The following is a 20,801-nucleotide window of genomic DNA, read 5'->3' as shown; positions in this document are numbered from 1 at the left end:
GGGTCACACCAGTCCTAGCACGGTGGGCAGCCACATCGACAGCTGCGGGACGAAGACGACGACGAACAGTCCGACGATGATCGCTGCCAGGAACCACAGCAGCTTGCCCGTCACCGGCTCGATGCGCAGCCCGGCGACCCGGGCACCGATGAAGAGGACGTTGCCCACCGGCGGGGTGATCACCCCGACGGAGAGGTTGTAGACGATGATCGCGCCGAAGTGGATCGGGTCGATGCCCATCGTGATGACGATCGGCAGGAAGATCGGGGTGAAGATCAGGATGGCGGGGGTCGGGTCCATGAAGGTGCCGACGGCCAGCAGGATGATCATCATGATGATGAGGATGGCCTGCGGGTTGGTGGTCAGCCCCAGCAGCAGGTCGGAGACGAACTCCGGGATCCGGGCGAAGGCCATCATGAAGGACAACGCCGAGGAGACCCCGACCAGCAGCATGACGATCGCGGTGGTGCGGGCCGACTCGGCCAGCACGCCGGGCAGCTTGGCGGCGGTCAGCTGGCGGTAGGCGAAGCCCAGCACCAGGCAGTAGACGACCGCGATGGCCGCCGACTCGGTGGGGGTGAACCAGCCGGCCAGGATGCCGCCGACCACGATGAAGATCATCAGCAGGGACGGCACCGCCCGCCACAGCACCAGCAGCGCCTGGCCGAGAGTGGGGCGCTCCCCCTGGTCGGCGACACCCCACCGCTTGTGCATGAACATCACCACGCCCAGGCAGGCGATGAGCCAGACCAGGCCCGGACCGACGCCCGCCATGAACAGCGCGGCGATCGAGGTGCTGCTCACCAGCGAGTAGACGATGAAGGTGTTGCTCGGGGGCAAGAGCATCCCGGCGGGGGCGGAGGCCACGTTGACCGCGGCGGCATACGCCCGGTTGTAGCCCTCCTCGCGCATCCTCGGCTGGGTCACGGTGCCGACCGCGGCCGCCGCGGCGACCGCCGCCCCGGAGACCGAGCCGAACAGCCCGTTGGCGACCACGTTGGTCGCGGCCAGGGAGGAGGGCAGGCGGCCGGTGAGCACCTTGGCCGCGTCGATGAGGCGGGCGGCGATCCCGCCGGTGTTCATCAACGCCCCGGCCAGCACGAAGAGGGGGATGGCCAGCAAGGGGAAGCTGTTGGTGCCGGTGAACATGCGCTGGGCGGTGAGGAAGACGGCCCGCTCGGGGCCGAGGAAGACGGCGGCGGCGGCCAGCGAGGACAGCCCGATCCCGACGGCGATGGGGAAGCCGAGGATGATCGAGACGACGATGCCCGCGAAGAGGACCAGGGCGGCGAGGGTGACGAGATCCATCAGAGGTTCACCTGGCCCCGCTCGGGCAGGTCCATCCGGACCTCGGCCTCGGCCGGGCGGTCGTCAGCGTCAACGTCCGCCGGGTACGGCGGTTCCTCGCCCCGCACCAGCTCGACGAGGTGGTAGGCCGCGAAGAAGGCGATGATCATGCCCGTCAGCGGCATCACCGTGTACATGAGGCCCACCGTGCCGGGCAGCGAGGACAGCTGCTGGTTCCAGGCGCCCGTGCTGGCGCGCAGCCCGCCCCAGACCAGCACCAGGCCGCTGAAGGCCAGGACGGACAGCTGGGCGAGGACGGCCGTGACCAGCTGACCCCTCAACGGCTGCTTGCGGACCAGGAAGTCCACGGCGATGTGGCCCTTCTCGGAGAAGACCAGTGCGCTGGCGAAGAAGCCCAGCCACACGAAGGTGTAGCGCGCCGCCTCCTCCGACCAGGTGCTGGCCGAGCCCAGCGTGCGGCTGACCACCTGCCACACCACGATGACGACGAGGGCGGCGAAGAGGACGATCGAGGCCCACTTCAGCACCTCGTCGAGGGTTCTCTTGACGACGGTCATGGCGTGCTCACTCCTCGGCCGCGGCGCGCGCGGCGTCGAACAGGGCCTGCTGGGCCGGGGTGGTCAGGAAGCGCTCCTGCAGCGGTTCGAGGGCCTGGGTGAAAGCCTGGTCGTCCACCTCGTGGATCTGCGCCCCACCGGCCCGGGCCTCCTCGACCGCCTCCTCGGTGGCCTCGGCCCACAGCTCCGCGTGCTCCAGGTATGCCGCCTCCCACTCCTCCAGGAAGGCCTGCTCGTCCTGCTGCTCCAGGCCGTCGAGGGTGTCGCTGTTGATGATGAGGTAGTCCAGGCCCACCAGGTGGTTGGTCAGCGACAGGTGAGGCGCCACCTCGAAGTGCTTCTGGGTGACGTAGGAGACCTCGTTGTTCTCGGCCCCGTCCAGCACGCCGGACTGCATCGCGGTGTAGACCTCGCCGTACGCCATCGGCGTCGCGGACCCGCCCATGGCGTTGATCATCGCCAGGTGCAGGGGGCTCTCCTGCACGCGGATCTTCAGGCCCGCCATGTCCGCCGGCTCGGTCACCGGCCGGGAGGTGTAGAGGTGGCGCGAGCCCTGGGTGAGGCCGCCGAGGACGGTGAAGTTCTCGCTGTCCTCGAGCGAGGTGTAGAGGTCGCCGACGATCGCGGGGTCGTTGACGACCGTCAGCTGGTGCTCGACGTCGTCGAAGACCCGCGGCATGTTGAACACCACGAAGTCGGGGTGCAGGTTCTCCAGCTGCGTGCCCGAGACGATCGCCAGGGCGATGATGTCGTCGGAGACCAGCTGCAGCGCCTCGGCCTGGGCGCCGAGCGTCTCGTTGGCGTAGACGTCGATGAACACCCGGCCGTCCGTGCGCTCCTCGAGCCGGTCGCTGAAGTTCTGCAGCGCGACGTAGCTCGGGTGGCCTTCGGCCTGGTTCAGGGCCAGGCGCAGGATGGCGCGGTCCTGACCGCCGGCCGCCGTCTCGCCCCCGCACGCGGAGAGGGTGAGCGTGAGCGCCGCAGCGAGCGCGAACGCCCCTCCGGCTGGTGTGATCCGCACTGCTGTGCCGCCTTTCGTCGATGGGTCAGCCCGCGGCTCCGGCGACCTGACCGTCCGGCCATCCTGGCAACTCGGACGGCTCCGTAGCACGCTGTTGCCAACTGTTGCCGTCGGTTGCGGACTGTCTTCGGCCGTCGCCACGCCCGGCAGGCGCACCAGGCCTAGGGTGAGAACATGAGCTCCACCGACCCGATCCCCTGCCGCCTCGTCGGCGGTCCGCACGAGCAGGTCAGCGACGACCAGCTGGACGCCCTCGTCGTCGAGCAGGTGGCGCGGCTGGGCGACAGCCTCAGCGGTCGCGACGTCGTCCTCGTCGTGCCGGACCACACGCGTTCGTGCCCCCTGCCGCTGCTGGTGGGGACGCTGCACCGGCACCTGTCGCCGATCGTCGGCTCGCTCACCGCGGTCATCGCCCTGGGCACCCACTCCTACATGGAGCCCGAGGAGATCGACCGGCACTTCGGGGTGGGCGGGCCCGGCCAGCCCGAGAGCCTGGAGGCTGCCTACCCGGGCCTGCGGGTGGTCAACCACGAGTGGGCAGACCCGGACATGCTGGTGCAGGTGGGCACCATCCCCGCCGCCCGCATCGCCGAGCTGTCCGAGGGCCGGCTCGAGGAGGACGCCCCCATCGTGATCAACCGGCACGTGGTCGAGTCGGACGTGGCGATCGTCGTGGGTCCGGTGTTCCCGCACGAGGTGGTGGGCATCTCCGGCGGCAACAAGTACTTCATCCCCGGCGTCTCCAGCCAGGCGTTCATCGACATGACGCACTGGGTCGGTGCGCTGATCACCTCCACCGAGATCATCGGCACGACCGGCATCACCCCGGTGCGGGCGATGATCAACGAGGGTGCCTCGATGATCCCGACCCTGCGCCTGGCGCTGTGCTGCGTGGTCCAGTCCGGCTCCGGCGAGCTCGAGGCGGCCGCCTTCGGCACGCCGGAGGACGCGTGGGAGCAGACGGCGGCGATCGCCTCGGCGACCCACGTCACCTGGCTGGATGAGCCCTTCCAACGGGTCATCGCCGTGATGCCGACCCGCTACGACGACATCTGGACGGCCGCCAAGGGTGGCTACAAGACCGAGCCGGCGATCGCTGACGGCGGCGAGGTCGTCATCTACGCCCCGCACGTCACGGAGGTCTCCGAGACCCACCCGGAGATCTACGAGATCGGCTACCACTGCCGGGACTACTTCCTGACCCAGTGGGAGAAGTTCAAGGACGTCCCCTGGGGGGTGCTGGCCCACTCCACGCACCTACGGGGGCAGGGCACCTACGACCCGGGGACGGGGGAGGAGCACCTGCGGATCTCGGTGACGCTGGCGACCGGCATCCCTCGCGAGACCTGCGAGCAGGTCAACCTGGGCTACCTGGACCCGGACACCATCGACCTGGAGGAGCTGGCGCAGGAGCCGGGCACCACCGTCATCCACAACGCCGGGGAGATCCTCTTCCGGCTCAGGACCTGACCGGCCCGGTCGACCCGCGCTCCACGAGCCGCACCGGCACCACCTGGGTCAGCTCGCGGCCGGTGGCCTCACCGGTCGCCTGGGCGATGACCGCCCGGGCCGCCGTCTCCCCCAGCACGGTGACCGGCTGCGCGACCGTGGTCAGGCCGGGCGTCACCAGCTCGGCGGGCAGGGTGTTGTCGAAGCCGACGACGCTGACCTCCCCCGGCACGTCCACGCCCAGCTCCCGCAGGCCGCGCAGCACCCCGATGCCGACCATGTCGTTGTAGGTCTGGACCGCGGTCAGCCCGCGGCGGACGATCTCCTGCGCCGCCGCACGTCCCCCGGCCATGGTCGGGGCCACCGGGCCCACCCGCACGTCGGTGAGCAGCAGCTCATGGCAGGCCTCCCGGACGGCCCGCCAGCGGGCACCGTCGGCCCACGACGCGGCAGGGCCGGCCACGTAGCCGATAGAGGTGTGGCCCAGCGAGGCGAGGTGCTCCACGGACCGCCGGATGCCGCGCGCGTTGTCCGGGTGCACGCACGGCAGGCCGGGCACCCGGCGGTTGACGACGACCAGCGGCACCTCGCGGGCCAGACCGCGCAGCTCCTTGTCCGAGAGCCGGGAGGAGGTGATGATGATGCCGTCCGACCCCGGCAGGTTGCGGCTGAGCACCTGCCGCTCGTGCGTGGAGGACTCCCGGCCGTCGGTCACCACGAGGCTGTAGTCGGCCGCCGCGGCCACGCGCTCGGCACCGCGGATGATGCCGAGGTAGTAGGGGTTGGTGATGTCGCTGACCACCAGGCAGATGACGTGGCTGCGGGAGCGCCCCGGCAGCCGGAACGGCACGTCCTGGCGGTAGCCCAGCCGCTCGGCGACCTCGTGCACCCGCGCCGCGGTCTGGCTGCTGACCCGCCCTGGCCGGGAGAACGTCCGGCTCACGGTGGACGGATGGACCCCCGCCTCCCGGGCGACGTCGTAGATCGTCACCGGGGTGGGGTCGGCAGCGGCACCGCTCATGCAGCCCACCGTAGTCTCGCGGCAACTTGTGGCAACCGGCAGCGTCAGGAGCGCCCCGGCGGACAGGATGAGAGGCAGGCACACCCCGTCCCCAGGAGGCACCCATGTCGAGCACCCACCCCGCCAACCCTGACCACCCTGCCCGCCCCGGGCGCGCACAGTCCGCGGCATCCGGCCCCGATCCGGAGCGCAGCGCGCAGCTGCCCGCCACCGGCAGCGCCCAGATCGGGGTCATCGGGATGGCGGTGATGGGGCGCAACCTGGCCCGCAACCTGGCCCGCAACGGGCACGCCGTCGCGATCTACAACCGCACCCAGTCCCGGGCCCAGGAGGTCATCGACCTGCACGGCACCGAAGGCACCTTCGTGCTGACCGGCGACCTGGAGGCGTTCGTCGACTCGCTGGCCCGGCCGCGGCAGATCATCATCATGGTCCAGGCCGGGGCGGGCACCGATGCGGTCATCGACTCCCTCGTCCCCCTGCTGCAGGAGGGGGACATCGTGGTGGACGGCGGCAACGCCCGCTACCAGGACACCCGCCGGCGCGAGGAGGCGCTGCGCGCGCACGGGCTGCACTTCGTCGGGGTCGGTATCTCCGGCGGTGAGGTCGGCGCCCTGGAGGGCCCCTCGATCATGCCGGGCGGCTCCGTCGAGTCCTACGCCGCGCTCGGCCCGATCCTGGAGAGCATCTCGGCGAAGGTGGACGGCGAGCCGTGCTGCACCCACATCGGCCCGGACGGCGCCGGCCACTTCGTCAAGATGGTGCACAACGGCATCGAGTATGCCGACATGCAGTTCATCTCCGAGGCCTACGACCTGCTCCGCGCGGCCGGGATGGAGCCGGCGGCGATGTCCCAGGTCTTCCGCTCCTGGAACGAGGGCGACCTGGACTCCTACCTCATCGAAGTGACCGCCGAGGTGCTTGCCCAGGACGATGCCCGCACCGGCGGCCCGCTGGTCGACTCCATCGTCGACGCCGCCGGGCAGAAGGGCACCGGCAGCTGGACGGTGCAGGCCGCCCTCGAGCTGGGGGTCCCGGTCAACGCGATCGCCGAGTCCGTCTTCGCCCGCTCCGCCTCCAGCCACCCCGAGCTGCGGGCCGCGGCCCAGCCGGCCCTCGCCGGACCGGACCGCGACCTCACGGCCTACCTGCAGACCCCTCAGGGCGGCGAGGGGCAGGGGCTGGACGCCTTCGTCGAGCAGGTGCGCCAGTCGCTGTGGGCGGCCAAGGTGGTCGCCTACGCGCAGGGCCTGCACCTGATCCGCGTCGCCTCGGACAGCTACGGGTGGGACGTCGACATCGCCGAGGTGGCGCGCATCTGGCGCGCCGGCTGCATCATCCGGGCCAGGCTGCTGGAGCGCATCCGCGGTGAGTATGCCGCCCAGCAGCTGACCACGCTGCTCGAGGCCCCCTCGATCCGGGACGGGCTGGAGCAGGCCCAGGACGGGTGGCGGCGCGTGGTGGGCGTCGGCGCGGCCGCGGGCGTCCCGCTGCCGGGCTTCGGCGCCGCGCTGGCCTACTACGACACCCTGCGGGCCCCGCGTCTGCCCGCCGCCCTGGTGCAGGGACAGCGTGACTACTTCGGGGCCCACACGTATGGTCGGGTCGATGACGAGGGCAGCTTCCACACCGACTGGTCCGGGGACCGTTCCGAGCTCAAGATTGGCTCCTGAGCCGGTCCCGGCACACCTGCGCGCGCACGTCGACGCCTTCGCCCGGGCGGTGGACGGCGTGGGGCGGCTGGGCGTGGCCTACTCCGGTGGTGTCGACTCCTCGGTGCTCCTGGCGCTGGCGCTGCGCCTGCTCGGACCGGACCGCGTCCTGGCGGTGACCGGTGTGTCGGCCAGCCTGGCCGGCCGCGACCATGCCCGTGCCCGCGCCCAGGCAGAGGGCCTGGGTGCCCGCATGGTCGAAGTCCGGACCCGGGAGATGGACCGGGATGACTACCGACGCAACGGGGTCGACCGGTGCTACTTCTGCAAGGACGAGCTGTTCACGGTGATCTCTGCCGAGCTGGTGGCCGAGCACGGGCTGGACGCGGTGGCCTACGGCGAGAACGCCGACGACGCGCTGCGCCCCGACCGGCCCGGTTCCGGCGCCGCCACCGAGCACCGGGTGCTGCGGCCCCTGGCGGACGCCCGGATGGACAAGAAGACGGTGCGGGAGGTTGCCGCGTGGCTCGGGCTGCCGACGGCGCAGACCCCTGCCTCGCCGTGCCTGGCCTCGCGGATCCCCCACCACCAGGAGGTCACGCCGGAGAAGCTGGCCCAGGTCGAGGCGGCCGAGGACGCGGTGCTTGCACTCGGCATCCCCGAGGTGCGGGTGCGGCACCACGGCGACACCGCCAGGGTGGAGGTGCCGATGGCCCACCTGGAGACGTTGCTGGCCGCTCGGGAACCCCTCACCGCCCAGCTGCGGCAGATCGGTTTCGCCGAGGTCATCCTCGACCCGGGCGGGCTGCAGTCCGGCCGGTTCACCCTGGAAGCACTGGGACTCTCGGACGGGACCCGGTGAGAGAGCCGGTGAGCGACCCGAGCGACCCGAGCGACCCGAGCGACCCGAGCGACTCGGCGACGCACTTTGTGCGCGACCCGGAAGCGCGCGATCCCGACCTCGACCTCGACCTCGAGCGCGGACGGCGGCGGGGCTATCCCGAGGCGGTGCTCTGCGACGCCAAGACGCCCGACCAGGTGCGGCGGATCGCGCTGCGGTGGCGGGAGTCGGGCACCCCGGGGCCCGTGCTGTTCACCCGGGTCGACGCGGACCGGGCCGCCGCCGTCCTCGCCGAGCTGCCCGACGCCGCCCACGACGAGACCGCTCGCGTGGTGGCCTGGCCGGCCGAGCCGCCAGCGCCCAGCGGTGGACGGGTGATCGTCGTCGCGGCCGGCACCTCGGACCTGCCGGTAGCACGGGAGGCCGAGCTCACGGCGCGGCACCTGGGGCGGGAGACCAGGCTCATCGTCGACGTCGGGGTGGCCGGTCTGCACCGGATCCTTGCGCGGACGGAGGAGCTGCGGCACCCGGCGGTGCGGGCGATCGTGGTCGTGGCCGGGATGGACGGCGCCCTGCCCAGCGTGGTCGCCGGCCTGGTCGGCGTCCCCGTCGTCGCGGTGCCGACCTCCGTGGGCTACGGCGCCGCCTTCGGCGGGGTGGCGGCGCTGCTCACGATGCTGACCAGCTGCGCCCCTGGCGTGGCCGTGGTCAACATCGACAACGGCTACGGTGGCGGGCACCTGGCCGCGCAGATCGCGGCGGACCTCCCTCAGCCCTGAGCCGGCGGGTCGGTCGACCAGGCCGCCCCCGCGGCCGCAGCCTCCGCAGCCCGCAGCACCGCACGCAGCGGCTGGCCCGTGGCCTCCGCGACCATCCGGGCGTCCTCGAGCTCGGGCGTCGCGGTCACCACCTCACCCTCGCGCAGACCCAGCTTGACCCGCACGCTGCCCCCGGGGACCTCGACCCGCTCCCACCGGCGCCCCAGCGCCGCGCGGGTGACGAGATGCCAGCGCACCCCCAAGGACGGGGTATGCCGCACCAGCACCTCCACCAGACCGGCCCGCAGGTGCGGCTCGGCGAGGGCGTGGACGATGACGCCCGGCCGGCCCTTCTTCATGTGTACGGGCACCAGCCAGGCGTCCAGGGCCCCGGCCGCCAGGACGGTCTCGATCACGCTGGGCCACACGCGCGGGTCCAGGTCGTCCACGTTGGCCGCCAGCTCGACCAGGGTCTGCTCATGGTCGTGCTCCGAGCCTTCCTGCCCCGAGCCAGCGGGCCGCTCCCCCTCCTGCCCGTTCCCTCGCTCGCTCCCGTGCTCGCTCCAGTGCTCGCCCCATGGTCGGCTCTCGAGTCCGCCGTCGCGGTGCCGATGCGCTCCGTCGACGTCCTCGTGCAGGACGACCCGCACCACGTTGGCGCGGCCGGCGGTGTCGCGCCCACCTGCGCCGACGCCGACCGCCTGCACCCTCCCGGCCGGCGTCGGCGCCACGTGCGGCGCCAGGGCGACCATCATCGCCACCCCGGTGGGCGTCGCGCACTCCCCCACCAGCCCGTCGTCCGGTGCGGCCGTCAGCGGCCCGTCCGCCAGGAGGCGCACCACCGCCGGTACGGGCACCGGCATCCGGCCGTGGGCGGTGTCGACCGTGCCCGAGCCGAGCCCCACCGGCGTCGCGCTGGTGCGGGTCACCCCCAGGTCGTGCACGGCCGCAGCGACCCCGACCACGTCGGCGATCGAGTCCCAGGCGCCGACCTCGTGGAAGCGCACCTCCTCCTCCGGGACCCCGTGCGCCGCGGACTCCGCCCTGGCCAGGGCGAGGAAGGCCGCATACGCGAGATCCCGGACCGGCTGGGCGAGCGCTGCGTCCCGCAGCAGCGCGGAGATCTCGGTCCAGGGTCGGTGGTGCCCGGCCGGCGCGTCGGGCGTGACGGTGCACCGGGTCGCGGCCAGCCCGGCCCTGCGCACGGGGGCCGTCTCGATGCGTACCTCCCCCGGCACGACTGCTGCCACTGCCGCCCGTACCACCTCGAGGTCGGCACCGGCCTCGAGCAGCGCCGCCAGCAGCATGTCACCCGCCACCCCGGCCGACGCGTCGATCCATAACGATGGCATCTGCCCACCCTATGCAACTCACCGATGCAACTCACCGATCCAACCCACAGGTGAGGACCACCTCGCACCTCCCTGCGACACGAGTTGGTCCGGGGTGCGGTGCGCAGGCACAATGACGCCCGGACGAGACGCCGGGCGGACCCGATCGCAGGCGGACGCCGGCACCTGAGCGGGAGAGGCTGTGAGTTGGTCCAGACCATTCCCGTGATCCGTCTTCTCGGGCACGCCTGGCCAGCCCTGGTGGCGGCCCTGGTTTCCGTCCTCGTCGGTCGGTTCGTCCCCACGGTCAGCCCGCTGCTGTGGTCCATGGTCCTGGGCATCGCGGTGGCCAACAGCCCGCTGATGCCGGAGCACGGCCTGAAGGGTCCGCAGAAGGCCGCGAAGACCCTGCTGCGTCTGGGCATCGTGGCGCTGGGCGCCCTGCTGTCGTGGTCGGCGCTGGCCGCGCTCGGTCTCACCGGGCTGCTCGTCATCGTGGTGACGGTGCTCTCCGTCTTCACCCTCACCTGCGTCATCGGGGACCGGCTCGGCCTCCCGCGGGGGCTGGTGACGATGACCGCGGCCGGGTTCTCCATCTGCGGCGCCGCGGCGATCGCCGCGGTGGAGGGCAGCATCCGGCGACGGGACGAGGACGTGGCCCTGGCGCTGGCCATGGTGACGATCTTCGGGACCGTGATGACCTTCGTCGTGCCCTGGCTCGGGGGTGCGCTGGGCCTGGGGGCGGAGGACGTGGGGATCTGGGTCGGCGCCAGCATCCACGAGGTGGCCCAGGTCGTCGTCGCGGCCTCGCTGGTGGGCGGCGCCGCCGGCGTCGCCCTCACCGCGGCCACCACCATCAAGCTGGGCCGGGTGGCCCTGCTCGTCCTGGCCTACCTCGGCGCCCTCCGCCGCGAGAGCAGCCGGTCGGAGGGCAGCGCTCGGGAGGGCAGCCCTCGCGGCGACCGGTCGGCCGTGCGCCTGCGGGACTTCGTGCCGTGGTTCCTGGTCGGCTTCGTGCTCATGGCGCTGGCCCGCTCGGTCGGGCTGCTCCCGGAGGCCGCCCTCGACCCCATCACCAGCCTGGGCACCTTCCTGCTCGCCGCCGGCATGTTCGGCCTGGGCCTGGACATCCGGGTCCGTCGGCTCTTCCCCCTGCCGCCGGCCGTGCTGGGGCTCTCGGCCGCGTCGACGGGCATCGCGCTGGTCGTCCCCCTGCTCCTGCTGCTGCTCCTGTAGCCGCCATGCACGACGAGGCCGCGGCGACGTCGTCCACCTCGAGCCGACCTGGGTCAGAGGACGCGCTCGAAGAGGTGGAACCGGCTCAGGTCGGTCCCCTCGTAGCGCACGGTGTGCACCCCCAGGTCGGTGAAGCCGTGGCGGGTGTACAGCTCGCGGGCCGGGAGGTTCTCGACGTAGGCGTCCAGCCGGACCGTCCGGCAGCCCTTCTGCCGTGCGAGGTCGAGCGAGGCCTCGACAAGGAAGCTGGCTACCCCCCGACGGAGGAAGTCGGGGGCGACACCGAGCACGTGCACCACGAGCACCTCCTCGGTGCCCGCCTCGATCGCCCAGGGCGCTGCCCCGTAGGCCTCAGGCGCCTGGTGGTCGAGCACCACCGCGCCGGCGACCCGCTCCGCGGCGGGGTCGCCGCGCTGCGTGACGGCGACGTACAGGTCACCGGCCCGGACCCACTGCTCCACCTGGTGCGGGGTCGGGTGGTTCTCGGTGTGCCAGTGCGGGAAGTCCACCGTCACCGCCAGGTGGTCGATGATCTGCCGGTAGACCGTCTGGACGGCCTCGACGTCGGCCGGCCCGGCCCTGCTGAACGACAGGTCCATGCCTGCCCTACTTTCCTCGCTGCCTCCCTCGCTCCGTCGCACCCGCCCACTCTAGGAGCAGCCGGTGCGTGAGCCTCAGGCTCGCGGCAGCGCGCCTGCTGACCCAGACTGGGGCCATGCCACGACGTGTCCTCATCACTGGTGCCACCGGGGAGATCGGTCTGCTGCTCGCCGACCGGCTTCGCGACGACTACGACCTGGTGCAGCACGGCCGCACCCCGCGCACCGAGGAGCAGGAGGAGAGCCTGCAGGAGGCCGACCTCGAGGACTACGAGCAGGTCCGGGCGCTGATGGACGGGGTCGACACCGTCCTGCACCTCGCCGGGTCGGCCTCGCCGGAGTCCTCCTGGGAGGACGTGCTGGGCGCCAACATCATCGGCCTGCGCAACGTCCTCGAGGCGGCTCGAGAGGCGGGGGTCCGCCGGGTGGTCTTCGCCTCCAGCAACCACGCGATGGGGATGTACGACCGGCAGGAGCGGTGGCCGGTCTACCCCCACCACCTGCCTCGTGGCGACTCCCTCTACGGGGTCTCCAAGGCCTTCGGCGAGGTCCTGGGCCGGTTCTACCACGACGAGCACGGCCTGGACTTCATCGCCCTGCGCATCGGCTGGATGTCCGGCGACCCGACGCTGGCCGACGAGGACGTGCTGCGCGCGATGTGGCTCAGCCCCGACGACACCGAGCAGGTCTTCCGCCGCGCCATCGAGGCCGAGGTCACCTTCGGGCTCTACTACGCCATCTCCGACAACCCCAACCGGCGCTGGGACCTGACCAACACCATGCTCGAGCTCGGCTACCGCCCGCGGGACTCCTGGACCGAGCAGCCCGGCGAGCAGGAGGACGTCGTCGAGGGCGGCGCGTCGGTGCCGGACGACTGGCCGGCCGACTCCTGAACCAGGGCGGACCGCGAGCACCGAAGCATGCCCGCCGAGGGTGTGCCGCCCCGGCCGACGCGGCTCAGCGGAAGGCGGAGTGCCCGGTCAGCGCCTGGCCGATGATCAGCTGGTGCACCTCGGAGGTGCCCTCGTAGGTCAGCACCGACTCCAGGTTGTTGGCGTGGCGCAGGACCGGGTGCTCCAGCGTGATGCCTGCGGCCCCCATGACGGCGCGGCACTCGCGGGCGATCTTGATCGCCTCGCGGACGTTGTTGAGCTTGCCGAGCGAGATCTGGTCCGGGACCAGCGTGCCCTCGTCCTTGAGCCGTCCCAGGTGCAGCGCCAGCAGCATCGCCTTGCCCAGCTCCAGGCCCATGTCGGCCACCTTGGCCTGGGTGAGCTGGTACGCGGCCAGCGGCTTGTCGAAGATGTCCCGCTCCTGCGCGTAGCGGATGGTCGCCTCCAGGCTGTCGCGGGCGGCACCCACCGCGCCGAAGACGATGCCGAAGCGGGCCTCGTTGAGGCAGGACAGGGGACCCTTGAGGCCGCGCACCTCGGGGAAGACGGCGTCGGCGGGCAGCCGCACCCCGTCCAGGACCAGCTCGCTGGTGATCGACGCGCGCAGCGAGAGCTTCCTGGTGATCTCGGGGGCGGAGAAACCGGGGCTGTCGGTCGGGACGACGAAGCCCCGGACGCCCTCGTCGGTCTGCGCCCACACCACGGCCACGTCGGAGACCGAGCCGTTGGTGATCCACATCTTGGTGCCGGTGAGCACCCAGTCGCCGTTGCTGCCGTCGCGCACGGCGCGGGTCCGCATCCCTCCCGGGTTGGAGCCGAAGTCCGGCTCGGTCAGGCCGAAGCAGCCGATCGCCTCGCCGGTCGCCATCCGCGGCAACCACTGCTGCTTCTGCTCCTCCGAGCCCCACCGCCAGATCGCGAACATCGCCAGCGACCCCTGCACGCTGACCAGCGAGCGGATGCCGGAGTCGCCGGCCTCCAGCTCCAGACAGGCCAGCCCGTAGGCCGTCGCGCTGGTCCCGGCGCAGCCGTACCCCTCCAGGTGCATCCCCAGCAGGCCGAGGGCGCCCAGCTCCGGGGCGAGCTCGCGCACCGGCACGTGCCCGGCCTCGTACCACTCGGCGAGGTGCGGCTTGATCCGCTCGGTCACCAGCTCCCGCACGGTCCGCTGGATGTCGCGCTCCTCCTCGTCCACGAGGTGGTCGATCGCGAACAGGTCGAGGGGGGAAACAGCTGTCTTCGGTGCCATGGCGATACTCCCGGATCGGTGATACCTAACAATGTTCGGAAGATTACCGAACGATGTTAGGCTGAAGCAAACCCACCCCCTCCGCCCTGACCGACCGCCCAGCTGAGGAGAGCACGATGGCCCGGCCCCGCACCCCGGTGCTCACCCGTGAGCGGATCCGCGACGCCGCGCTGGCGCTCATCGACGAGGACGGCCTGGGCGCGGTGACGATGCGCCGGCTGGCCGAGCGGCTGGGGGTGCAGGCCGCCTCGCTCTACGGCCACTTCCCCACCAAGGACGACGTCCTGGACGCCGTCGCGAACGTGCTGGTGGCCGACGTCGACACCTCGGGGTTCGAGCACGGCTGGCGCGAGGGGCTGCTGACCTGGGGGCGTTCCTACCGCGCGGCGCTGCTGGCCCACCCCGGCGCCGTCCCGATCATCGCCTCGGGCGCCCAGCGGCGGGAGAGCTTCCTGGCCATGGCCGACGCGGTGCACGGCGGGCTGCTGGCCTCGGGCTGGGCGCCACGCCGGGCCACGGAGATCTCCGGGATGGTCAAGTACCTGGTCATCGGCTCCGCCTCCACCCCCTTCGCCTCCGGGTTCGCCGACGACGTGCAGGTGTACCTCGACCGTTACCCGCACCTGACCCAGGGCGCGCACCGGCTCCGGTCGGAGGCGTCCCGCATCGACGAGGACAGCTTCGAGCTCGGGCTGCGGTGCCTGGTCCGCGGCCTGGAGCCAGGGCCTGAAGGAGAGCAGAGATGAGACCCGACGTGACCGATCGCCAGCATGACCCCGGACCGCTCGCCGGCATCCGGGTGGCCGACTTCTCCCGGGTGCTCGCCGGCCCCTACGCCACCATGCTGATGGCCGACCTGGGCGCCGATGTGATCAAGGTGGAGCCGCCCTCGGGGGACGACACGCGGCAGTGGGCTCCCCCGCGGGACGCGACCGGCCGGGCCACCTACTTCGCGGCGGCCAACCGCAACAAGCGCTCGGTCGCCCTCGACCTGACCGACGAGGCGGACCATGCTCGGGCGCTGGAGCTGGCCACATCGGCGGACGTGGTGGTGGAGAACTTCCGCCCCGGGGTGATGGGCAGGTTCGGCCTCGACCACGCCAGCCTGTCCGCGGCCAACCCGCGCGTCGTGATGTGCTCGATCACCGGGTTCGGCTCCGGCCCGGGCGCGGGGCTGCCGGGCTACGACCTGCTCGTCCAGGCGATGGGCGGGCTGATGAGCATCACCGGCGACCCGGACGGCGAGCCGTCCAAGGTGGGCGTGGCCCTCGTCGACGTGGTCACCGGGCTGCACGCCTTGAGCGCGGTGCAGGCCGCGCTGCTGGAGCGCACCCGGTCGGGTCAGGGGCAGCATGTCGAGGTCAACCTGCTCTCCTCGCTCCTCTCCGGCCTGGTCAACCAGACCTCCGCCGCGGTGGGCACCGGCGTCTCCCCCGGCCGCTCCGGCAACGCCCACCCCTCGATCAGCCCCTACGAGCCGCTCCCCACCGGGGACGGGCAGCTGGTGGTGGCCGTCGGCAACGACCGACAGTTCCAGCGCCTCGTGCGGGTGCTGGGCGAGCCGGAGCTGGCCACGGACGACCGCTTCGCCACGAACGTGGCCCGGGTCGAGCATCGTGCCGCGCTGCGCGCGACCCTGGAACGGCTGCTGGCCGCCCGCTCGGCGCAGGACTGGGCCGGGGAGCTCTCGGCCGTCGGCGTGCCGGCGGGCCCGATCAACAGCATCGGCCAGGCGATAGAGCTGGCCGAGAGCCTGGGGCTGGACCCGGTCGTGCAGACCCGCTCCGGTGACCGCGTCAGCGCGCAGGTGTCCAACCCGATGCGCTTCTCCCGCACACCGGCGGCCTACCGCAGCGCGCCGCCGGACCTGGACGAGCACCGGGGTGCCTGGTGGAGGGACGCGGCCGAGGGCTGAGCCGCCCTCGTCCGAGCCGGCTCAGCCGCCGAGCCGGTCCAGGGCCGCCTCGAGCCGGGCGACCGTCGCGTCGACGTCGTCCAGCTTGTCCAGGCCGAAGAGCCCGAGGCGGACCGTCGACCAGTCCTCGCCCTCACCGCAGAAGAGCGGCACACCCGCCGCGACCTGCAGCCCCAGCGGCTTGAACGCCGCGCCGGACTGGATCTGCGGGTCGTCGGTGTGGACGACCACGACGGTGGGAGCGGCATACCCGGGCGCGGCCACCGAGGCGAAGCCGCGCTCCGCCAGCAGCGTCCGGACGCGCTCGCCCAGGTCGACCTGGGCCTTGCGCAGGGGCTCCAGGCCGCGCTCGACGGTCTCGCGGGCGAGCTCGGCGTTGCGGGCGATGGCATCGGTGGGCAGCGTGGCGCGGTACGGGGTGGACCCGTTGACGTAGGCGTCGCTGACGTCCAGCCAGGCGCGCAGGTCGAGCGCGAAGCTGGTGGAGGTGCCGGCCTCGACGGCGGCCCGGCCGCGCTCGCGCAGCAGGACGTAGCCGGTGCCGGGCGTCCCGCTCCAGCCCTTCTGCGGTGCGCTGACCAGCACGTCGATGTCGAGGTCCTCCATGTCCACCCACAGCGGCCCGGAGGCGATGCAGTCGAGCACGAAGACGCCGCCGGCGGCGTGCGTCGCGTCGGCGACGGCCCGCAGGTAGTCGTCGGGCAGCAGGATGCCCGAGGCGGTCTCGACGTGCGGCGCGAAGACGACGGCCGGACGGGTCCGCTCGATGGTGGCCACGACCTCCTCGATGGGGGCCGGCGCCCACGCGGCCTGTCGCGAGTCGTCCACCGGGGCGGCCTGGAGCACGGTCACGTCCGAGGTGACCGCGCCGACCTCGAGGATCTGCGACCACCGGTAGGAGAACAGTCCGTTGCGCAGGACCAGTACCGGCCTGCCGGTGGCCACCTGCCGTGCCACCGACTCCATCGCGTAGGAGCCACCGCCGGGCACCAACGCCACCGAGGAGGCGGAGTACGTGGTGCGCAGGTCCTCCAGGAGGCTCTGCATGATGCCCAGGAAGCGGGCGGACATGTGGTTGAGGGAGCGGTCGGTGAAGACGACCGAGAACTCCACCAGGCCGTCAGGGTCGATGTCAGGGCGCGGCAGCTGCATACCCCCAAGCCTGCCATGCCGCTCGGGTGAGCCTGGCCCCGCAGGGTCGCCGCCGGGGCCGTGTATACAGATCTGGTGCTGCGCTACCGCCTCTCTCCGCACGGCACACCTGCGGCGGCGAGCCTGTCTGCACGCCACGCCACGCTGTATACTTCGGTTGTATACAACCCGTGAGCACATCGCCGTGCGCAGGAGCCTGGGCACGGCGCCCGACGGACAGGAGAGTGGCATGAACCAGGCCGAGGCGTCGACCGGGCAGGGCACCGCGCCGGGCGGACCCCTGGAGGGGGTGCGCGTGGTCGAGATGGGGCAGCTGATCGCCGGGCCGTTCTGCGGACAGGTCCTGGGTGATCTCGGCGCCGAGGTGGTCAAGATCGAGGAGCCGCGCACCGGCGACCCGATGCGGCAGTGGGGCCAGGCACGGGTCGAGGGAGACTCGCTGTGGTGGTCGGTCCTGGGCCGCAACAAGAAGTCGGTGGCGCTCAACCTGCGCGACGAGCGGGGGCAGGAGCTCGCCAGGCAGCTCGTCACCACCGCGGACATCGTCATCGAGAACTTCCGCCCCGGCTCGCTGGAGAAGTGGGGGCTGGACTACGAGACCCTGTCCGCAGACAACCCCGGCCTGGTCATGGTCCGGGTCTCCGGCTTCGGGCAGACCGGCCCCTACGCCACCCGTCCGGGGTACGGCTCGATCGGTGAGGCGATGGGCGGGCTCCGGCACGTCGTCGGCGACCCCGCCCAGCCGCCCGCCCGGGTCGGGATCTCCCTCGGTGACAGCCTGGCCGGCGTGTTCGCCGCTCTCGGGGCGCTGGCCGCCCTGCACGAGCGCACCCGCAGCGGCCGCGGCCAGGTGGTGGACGCCTCGATCTACGAGTCGGTGCTGGGCGTGATGGAGGCCCTGGTGCCGGACTGGACGGTGGGAGGGGTGCAGCGGGAGCGCACCGGGGCGATCCTGCCCAAGATCGCCCCGAGCAACGTCTACCCGACCGCTGAGGGCCAGTGGGTCATCGTGGCCGCCAACCAGGACACGGTCTTCCGGCGGCTGAGCCAGGCGATGGGCGACCCCGGGCTCGCCGACGACGAGCGCTTCAGCACGCACGTCGCCCGCGGCGAGCGCCAGGCGGAGCTGGACGAGATGGTGGCCGAGTTCACCCTGCGGCATACCGCCGAGGAGCTGATCGACCTGCTCAACGAGCACGCCGTCCCGGTCGGCAAGATCTTCCGCGTCGCCGACATGCTGGTCGACCCCCAGTTCCGCGCCCGCGACTCGATCGTGGAGGTGGAACGGCAGGACCGGGAGCCGATCCACATGCAGAACGCCTTCCCCCGGCTCAGCCGCACCGACTCCCGGGTCCGCTGGACCGGCCCGCCACTGGGCCAGCACACCGACGAGGTGCTCCAGCAGGCCGGGGTCGCTCCCGACCGCCTCCCCGGGCTGCGCCAGGACGGGGTGATCCGCTGATGTGGGACCTGCCGGAGTCCGTCCGGGTCGTCGAGGTCGGGCTGCGGGACGGCCTGCAGGCGGTCCCCGAGCCGCTGCCGCTGGGGACCAAGCTGCAGATCGTGGACGACCTGATCGCCGCCGGTGTGCGGGAGATCGAGGTGTGCTCCTTCGCCCACCCGAAGGTCCTGCCGCAGCTGGCCGACGCCGAGGAGCTGCTCGCGCGGGTGCCGCGGGACCCTCAGCTCCGGTACCGCGGCCTGGTCCCCAACCTTCGCGGGGCCCAGCGCGCAGCCGAGTGCGAGCTCGACGAGATCACCGTCGTCGTCCCTGCCGAGGACGGCATGGCGCTGAAGAACCAGGGCAGGCGCACCGAGGAGCTGCTCGCCGACCTGCCCGCGATCGGCGAGGTGGCCCGGAGTGCGGGCCAGGAGCTGGTGGTGGCGGTGGCGTGCGCCTTCTTCTCCCCCTGCTACGGGGAGGTCTCGGCGGAGAGCCGGCACCGCGTCGTCGCGGCCGCGGCGGAGGCGGGGGCCAGCGGGGTCTACCTGGCCACGACCACCGGCCAGGAGCACCCGCGGGAGCTGTACGAGGGGATCCGCGCCGTCCACGACGCTTTTCCCGGTCTGTCCGTGGGTGCCCACCTGCACAACCGCAACGGGTTCGCGCCGGCAAACGCGCTGGCCGCGCTCTCCGCAGGCGCGGCCTGGCTGGAGACCTCGTTCGCCGCGCTCGGTGGCGACATGTGGTTCCCCGGGGACCCGGCGGTGCTGGGCAACATGGCCACCGAGGACCTCATCCACCTGCTGGACGGTATGGGGATCCGCACCGGGATCGACCTGGAGGCGGTCCGCGCGATCGCCGAGCAGGTGTATGACGTGACCGGCTTCCCGCGCAGCTCGTTCGTCTCGCGCGGGGGCACGCGGGCGGACCTCGCGGCCGCCGTGTGGCCCGATCCTGTGTGAGGGCGTGGCTGAGGTAAGGCCTGCCAGCCGCCGCCCCGTCTGCGGGCAGCGTGCGGGCTGCCGCCGCCCCGCTGGCTAGGCTCGTCCGGTGAGCGTCTCCGAGAACCGTCCGGGTCAGGGCGACGACCAGGACCGTCTCCCCGACGCGGAAGCCGGACCTCTGGGCTGGCTGGAGCTGACCATCGAGCTCGTGCGGGACCGCTCGCACTCCTCGTGGATGCTGCTGCGCGACGACGAGCTGCTGGAGACGGTCCGCGGCAAGGCCCTGGTGGCGGCCTACCTGCCGGGCGAGGTGCTGGCCACGCCGGACGTGGTCCAGCTGCGGCTCGCGGTCTCCCCCGACGGCAGGGTCGCGGTCGCACCCGACGGCGGCCCGCCGCAGCCCGGTGACCCGGTGGAGGAGTTCGTGCCCGCCCTGCTGGACGAGCTGCGGACCGTGGCCTTCATCCCGCCGGAGGACAAGGTGGGACCTCCCTGGCTGCCGGTCGAGGAGATCGTGACGGAGGCCAAGACCCCCGGCCAGGACAGCCGCGTCGTCTACTGCTACCGCGGCGACGACGTGGCCACCGCCACCGCCTTCGCGCGCGACCTGGAGGCCCCGATGACAGTCTACCGCCAGGACGGCTGGGTGGTGGCCGCGACCGGCCACGGACCCAGCATGCTGCTGGCCGCCCCGCCGCACCGGCTGACCGGGGCCTACCCCTTCGCCGTGGTGGGCCGGCGGGGCGCCAGCCGGGAGTTCGCCTACGTCGAGCGGCCCAGGGACAAGGGCCTGAGCGTGCGTGCGGAATGGACCCCGCACCTACGGCCCGTCGCCCTGGCGGGTGCGCACCCGGACACCCTGGAGCTGACCGAGTGGCTGGCCGGCCCCCGCACGTGGGAGGCCCGTGCCCGCGCCACCGGTCGGCTCGAACCCCCTCCCGAGCCCGACCTTCCGGACGGGATGACTGCGGAGCAGCACGTCACCATCGAGCGCTGGATGGCCGAACCCCACGACGCCTCCGACTTCCTGGTCGAGACCGCCGCCAGCTTCGGGGTGCCGGCGGTGGCAGCCCGCCTGGCGGAGGCCCGTCCCGGCGACGCCGACCCAGAGGGCGGCAAGGTCGTCGAGCCGTCCAGCGGGATGCGCTTCCTGGCCGACTCCCTCGCCGAGCAGGACACCGAGCCCACCGGCCGCCTGCCCTGGGCCGCCCTGGAGCGGACGCTCTGGCGACAGCCCGTGCTGGGCATGCTTCTCGGCGCGGGCGAGCTGGTGGTGGCGGTCGTGCTCGTCGGCCTGCTCCTGGCCGGCCTGCTCGCCGGCTGGTGGGTCTGGGTGCTGGCGGTCGTCTTCGCCCTGGGTGGGCTGGCCCACCTGGTGCCCGCCGTCTTCCGGTGGCGGACCCGGCGGGGCGAGCCGGAACCCGACTGACG

The 20,801-nt window shown here is 72.5% G+C and carries 19 protein-coding genes; 11 read left to right on the top strand and 8 right to left on the bottom strand.

The features are described from left to right. Nucleotides 1-3: 3 nt before the first annotated feature. Genes ESZ52_RS06980 through ESZ52_RS06970 form a run of 3 tightly spaced genes read right to left on the bottom strand, consistent with a single transcriptional unit; the run spans nt 4 to nt 2,886 of the window. Nucleotides 4-1,308: a TRAP transporter large permease gene (locus ESZ52_RS06980; RefSeq protein WP_131104295.1), complete on the bottom strand. Its 1,305-nt coding sequence runs from the start codon at nt 1,306-1,308 to the stop codon at nt 4-6. Beyond that, entirely contained in the window at nt 1,308-1,865 is a 558-nt protein-coding gene (locus ESZ52_RS06975; RefSeq protein WP_131104294.1) for a TRAP transporter small permease, read from the bottom strand. The genes ESZ52_RS06980 and ESZ52_RS06975 overlap by 1 nt, the downstream gene beginning before the upstream one ends. Nucleotides 1,866-1,872: 7 nt before the next feature. After that, complete coding sequence (locus ESZ52_RS06970) at nt 1,873-2,886, bottom strand: TRAP transporter substrate-binding protein (RefSeq protein ID WP_131104293.1); 1,014 nt, start codon at nt 2,884-2,886, stop codon at nt 1,873-1,875. 174 nt (nt 2,887-3,060) lie between these two features. Between ESZ52_RS06970 and ESZ52_RS06965 the strand changes: the two genes are divergently transcribed. Further along, nucleotides 3,061-4,356, top strand: a complete 1,296-nt coding sequence (locus ESZ52_RS06965) for a lactate racemase domain-containing protein (RefSeq protein ID WP_131104292.1) — start codon at nt 3,061-3,063, stop codon at nt 4,354-4,356. On the opposite strand, the gene ESZ52_RS06960 is transcribed toward ESZ52_RS06965, so the two are convergent. Beyond that, on the bottom strand, nt 4,346-5,356 hold the full coding sequence (locus ESZ52_RS06960) for a LacI family DNA-binding transcriptional regulator (RefSeq protein ID WP_131104291.1): 1,011 nt from the start codon (nt 5,354-5,356) through the stop codon (nt 4,346-4,348). The two genes, ESZ52_RS06965 and ESZ52_RS06960, sit on opposite strands and share 11 nt — an antisense overlap. Nucleotides 5,357-5,595: 239 nt before the next feature. Between ESZ52_RS06960 and gndA the strand changes: the two genes are divergently transcribed. The 3 genes from gndA to larB are packed head-to-tail and all read left to right on the top strand — an operon-like array spanning nt 5,596 to nt 8,628. Further along, a complete protein-coding gene (gene gndA, locus ESZ52_RS06955) occupies nt 5,596-7,029 on the top strand; it encodes an NADP-dependent phosphogluconate dehydrogenase (protein WP_238154519.1) in 1,434 nt (477 codons plus the stop codon). Beyond that, the gene (larE, locus tag ESZ52_RS06950; protein WP_238154501.1) at nt 7,019-7,870 is read left to right on the top strand and encodes an ATP-dependent sacrificial sulfur transferase LarE; all 852 of its coding nucleotides are present in this window, start codon (nt 7,019-7,021) and stop codon (nt 7,868-7,870) included. The genes gndA and larE overlap by 11 nt, the downstream gene beginning before the upstream one ends. An 8-nt stretch (nt 7,871-7,878) precedes the next feature. Beyond that, complete coding sequence (larB, locus tag ESZ52_RS06945; protein WP_425600038.1) at nt 7,879-8,628, top strand: nickel pincer cofactor biosynthesis protein LarB; 750 nt, start codon at nt 7,879-7,881, stop codon at nt 8,626-8,628. Here the strand turns inward: larB and larC are convergent. Then, nucleotides 8,619-9,959 (bottom strand): nickel pincer cofactor biosynthesis protein LarC, encoded by a 1,341-nt coding sequence (gene larC, locus ESZ52_RS06940; protein WP_131104288.1) that lies wholly within the window; start codon nt 9,957-9,959, stop codon nt 8,619-8,621. The two genes, larB and larC, sit on opposite strands and share 10 nt — an antisense overlap. 204 nt (nt 9,960-10,163) lie before the next feature. Here larC and ESZ52_RS06935 point away from each other — a divergent pair, with 204 nt between their 5' ends. Continuing rightward, a complete protein-coding gene (locus ESZ52_RS06935; protein ID WP_181009954.1) occupies nt 10,164-11,174 on the top strand; it encodes a YeiH family protein in 1,011 nt (336 codons plus the stop codon). Between the two features lie 53 nt (nt 11,175-11,227). Here the strand turns inward: ESZ52_RS06935 and ESZ52_RS06930 are convergent, their stop codons facing one another. Next, nucleotides 11,228-11,773, bottom strand: coding sequence for a GNAT family N-acetyltransferase (locus ESZ52_RS06930; protein WP_131104286.1), 546 nt, complete (start codon nt 11,771-11,773; stop codon nt 11,228-11,230). Nucleotides 11,774-11,889: 116 nt separating this feature from the next. Here ESZ52_RS06930 and ESZ52_RS06925 point away from each other — a divergent pair, with 116 nt between their 5' ends. Beyond that, nucleotides 11,890-12,666 (top strand): NAD-dependent epimerase/dehydratase family protein, encoded by a 777-nt coding sequence (locus ESZ52_RS06925; RefSeq protein ID WP_131104285.1) that lies wholly within the window; start codon nt 11,890-11,892, stop codon nt 12,664-12,666. Between the two features lie 64 nt (nt 12,667-12,730). On the opposite strand, the gene ESZ52_RS06920 is transcribed toward ESZ52_RS06925, so the two are convergent. Next, complete coding sequence (locus ESZ52_RS06920) at nt 12,731-13,915, bottom strand: acyl-CoA dehydrogenase family protein (RefSeq protein ID WP_131104284.1); 1,185 nt, start codon at nt 13,913-13,915, stop codon at nt 12,731-12,733. A gap of 116 nt (nt 13,916-14,031) precedes the next feature. Between ESZ52_RS06920 and ESZ52_RS06915 the strand changes: the two genes are divergently transcribed. Together ESZ52_RS06915 and ESZ52_RS06910 are read left to right on the top strand one after the other, a co-directional pair. After that, the gene (locus tag ESZ52_RS06915; RefSeq protein ID WP_131104283.1) at nt 14,032-14,661 is read left to right on the top strand and encodes a TetR/AcrR family transcriptional regulator; all 630 of its coding nucleotides are present in this window, start codon (nt 14,032-14,034) and stop codon (nt 14,659-14,661) included. After that, nucleotides 14,658-15,830 (top strand): CaiB/BaiF CoA transferase family protein, encoded by a 1,173-nt coding sequence (locus ESZ52_RS06910; protein WP_131104282.1) that lies wholly within the window; start codon nt 14,658-14,660, stop codon nt 15,828-15,830. The genes ESZ52_RS06915 and ESZ52_RS06910 overlap by 4 nt, the downstream gene beginning before the upstream one ends. Nucleotides 15,831-15,851: 21 nt before the next feature. On the opposite strand, the gene ESZ52_RS06905 is transcribed toward ESZ52_RS06910, so the two are convergent. Continuing rightward, complete coding sequence (locus tag ESZ52_RS06905; RefSeq protein WP_131104281.1) at nt 15,852-16,982, bottom strand: aminotransferase class V-fold PLP-dependent enzyme; 1,131 nt, start codon at nt 16,980-16,982, stop codon at nt 15,852-15,854. A gap of 229 nt (nt 16,983-17,211) precedes the next feature. Here ESZ52_RS06905 and ESZ52_RS06900 point away from each other — a divergent pair, with 229 nt between their 5' ends. The 3 genes from ESZ52_RS06900 to ESZ52_RS06890 all read left to right on the top strand — a co-directional run bounded on the left by ESZ52_RS06900 (nt 17,212) and on the right by ESZ52_RS06890 (nt 20,799). Continuing rightward, the gene (locus ESZ52_RS06900; protein WP_131104280.1) at nt 17,212-18,444 is read left to right on the top strand and encodes a CaiB/BaiF CoA transferase family protein; all 1,233 of its coding nucleotides are present in this window, start codon (nt 17,212-17,214) and stop codon (nt 18,442-18,444) included. After that, on the top strand, nt 18,444-19,388 hold the full coding sequence (locus tag ESZ52_RS06895) for a beta/alpha barrel domain-containing protein (protein ID WP_131104279.1): 945 nt from the start codon (nt 18,444-18,446) through the stop codon (nt 19,386-19,388). Before ESZ52_RS06900 ends, ESZ52_RS06895 begins: the two co-directional genes overlap by 1 nt. Nucleotides 19,389-19,476: 88 nt before the next feature. After that, the gene (locus ESZ52_RS06890) at nt 19,477-20,799 is read left to right on the top strand and encodes a hypothetical protein (RefSeq protein WP_131104278.1); all 1,323 of its coding nucleotides are present in this window, start codon (nt 19,477-19,479) and stop codon (nt 20,797-20,799) included. The last annotated feature ends 2 nt before the right edge of the window (nt 20,800-20,801 follow it).

The organism is Ornithinimicrobium sufpigmenti (assembly GCF_004322775.1).
GTDB classification, from domain to species: domain Bacteria; phylum Actinomycetota; class Actinomycetes; order Actinomycetales; family Dermatophilaceae; genus Ornithinicoccus; species Ornithinicoccus sufpigmenti.
Note: the sequence above shows the minus strand (reverse complement) of the source record. Positions and strands in the feature narration are given on the sequence as shown.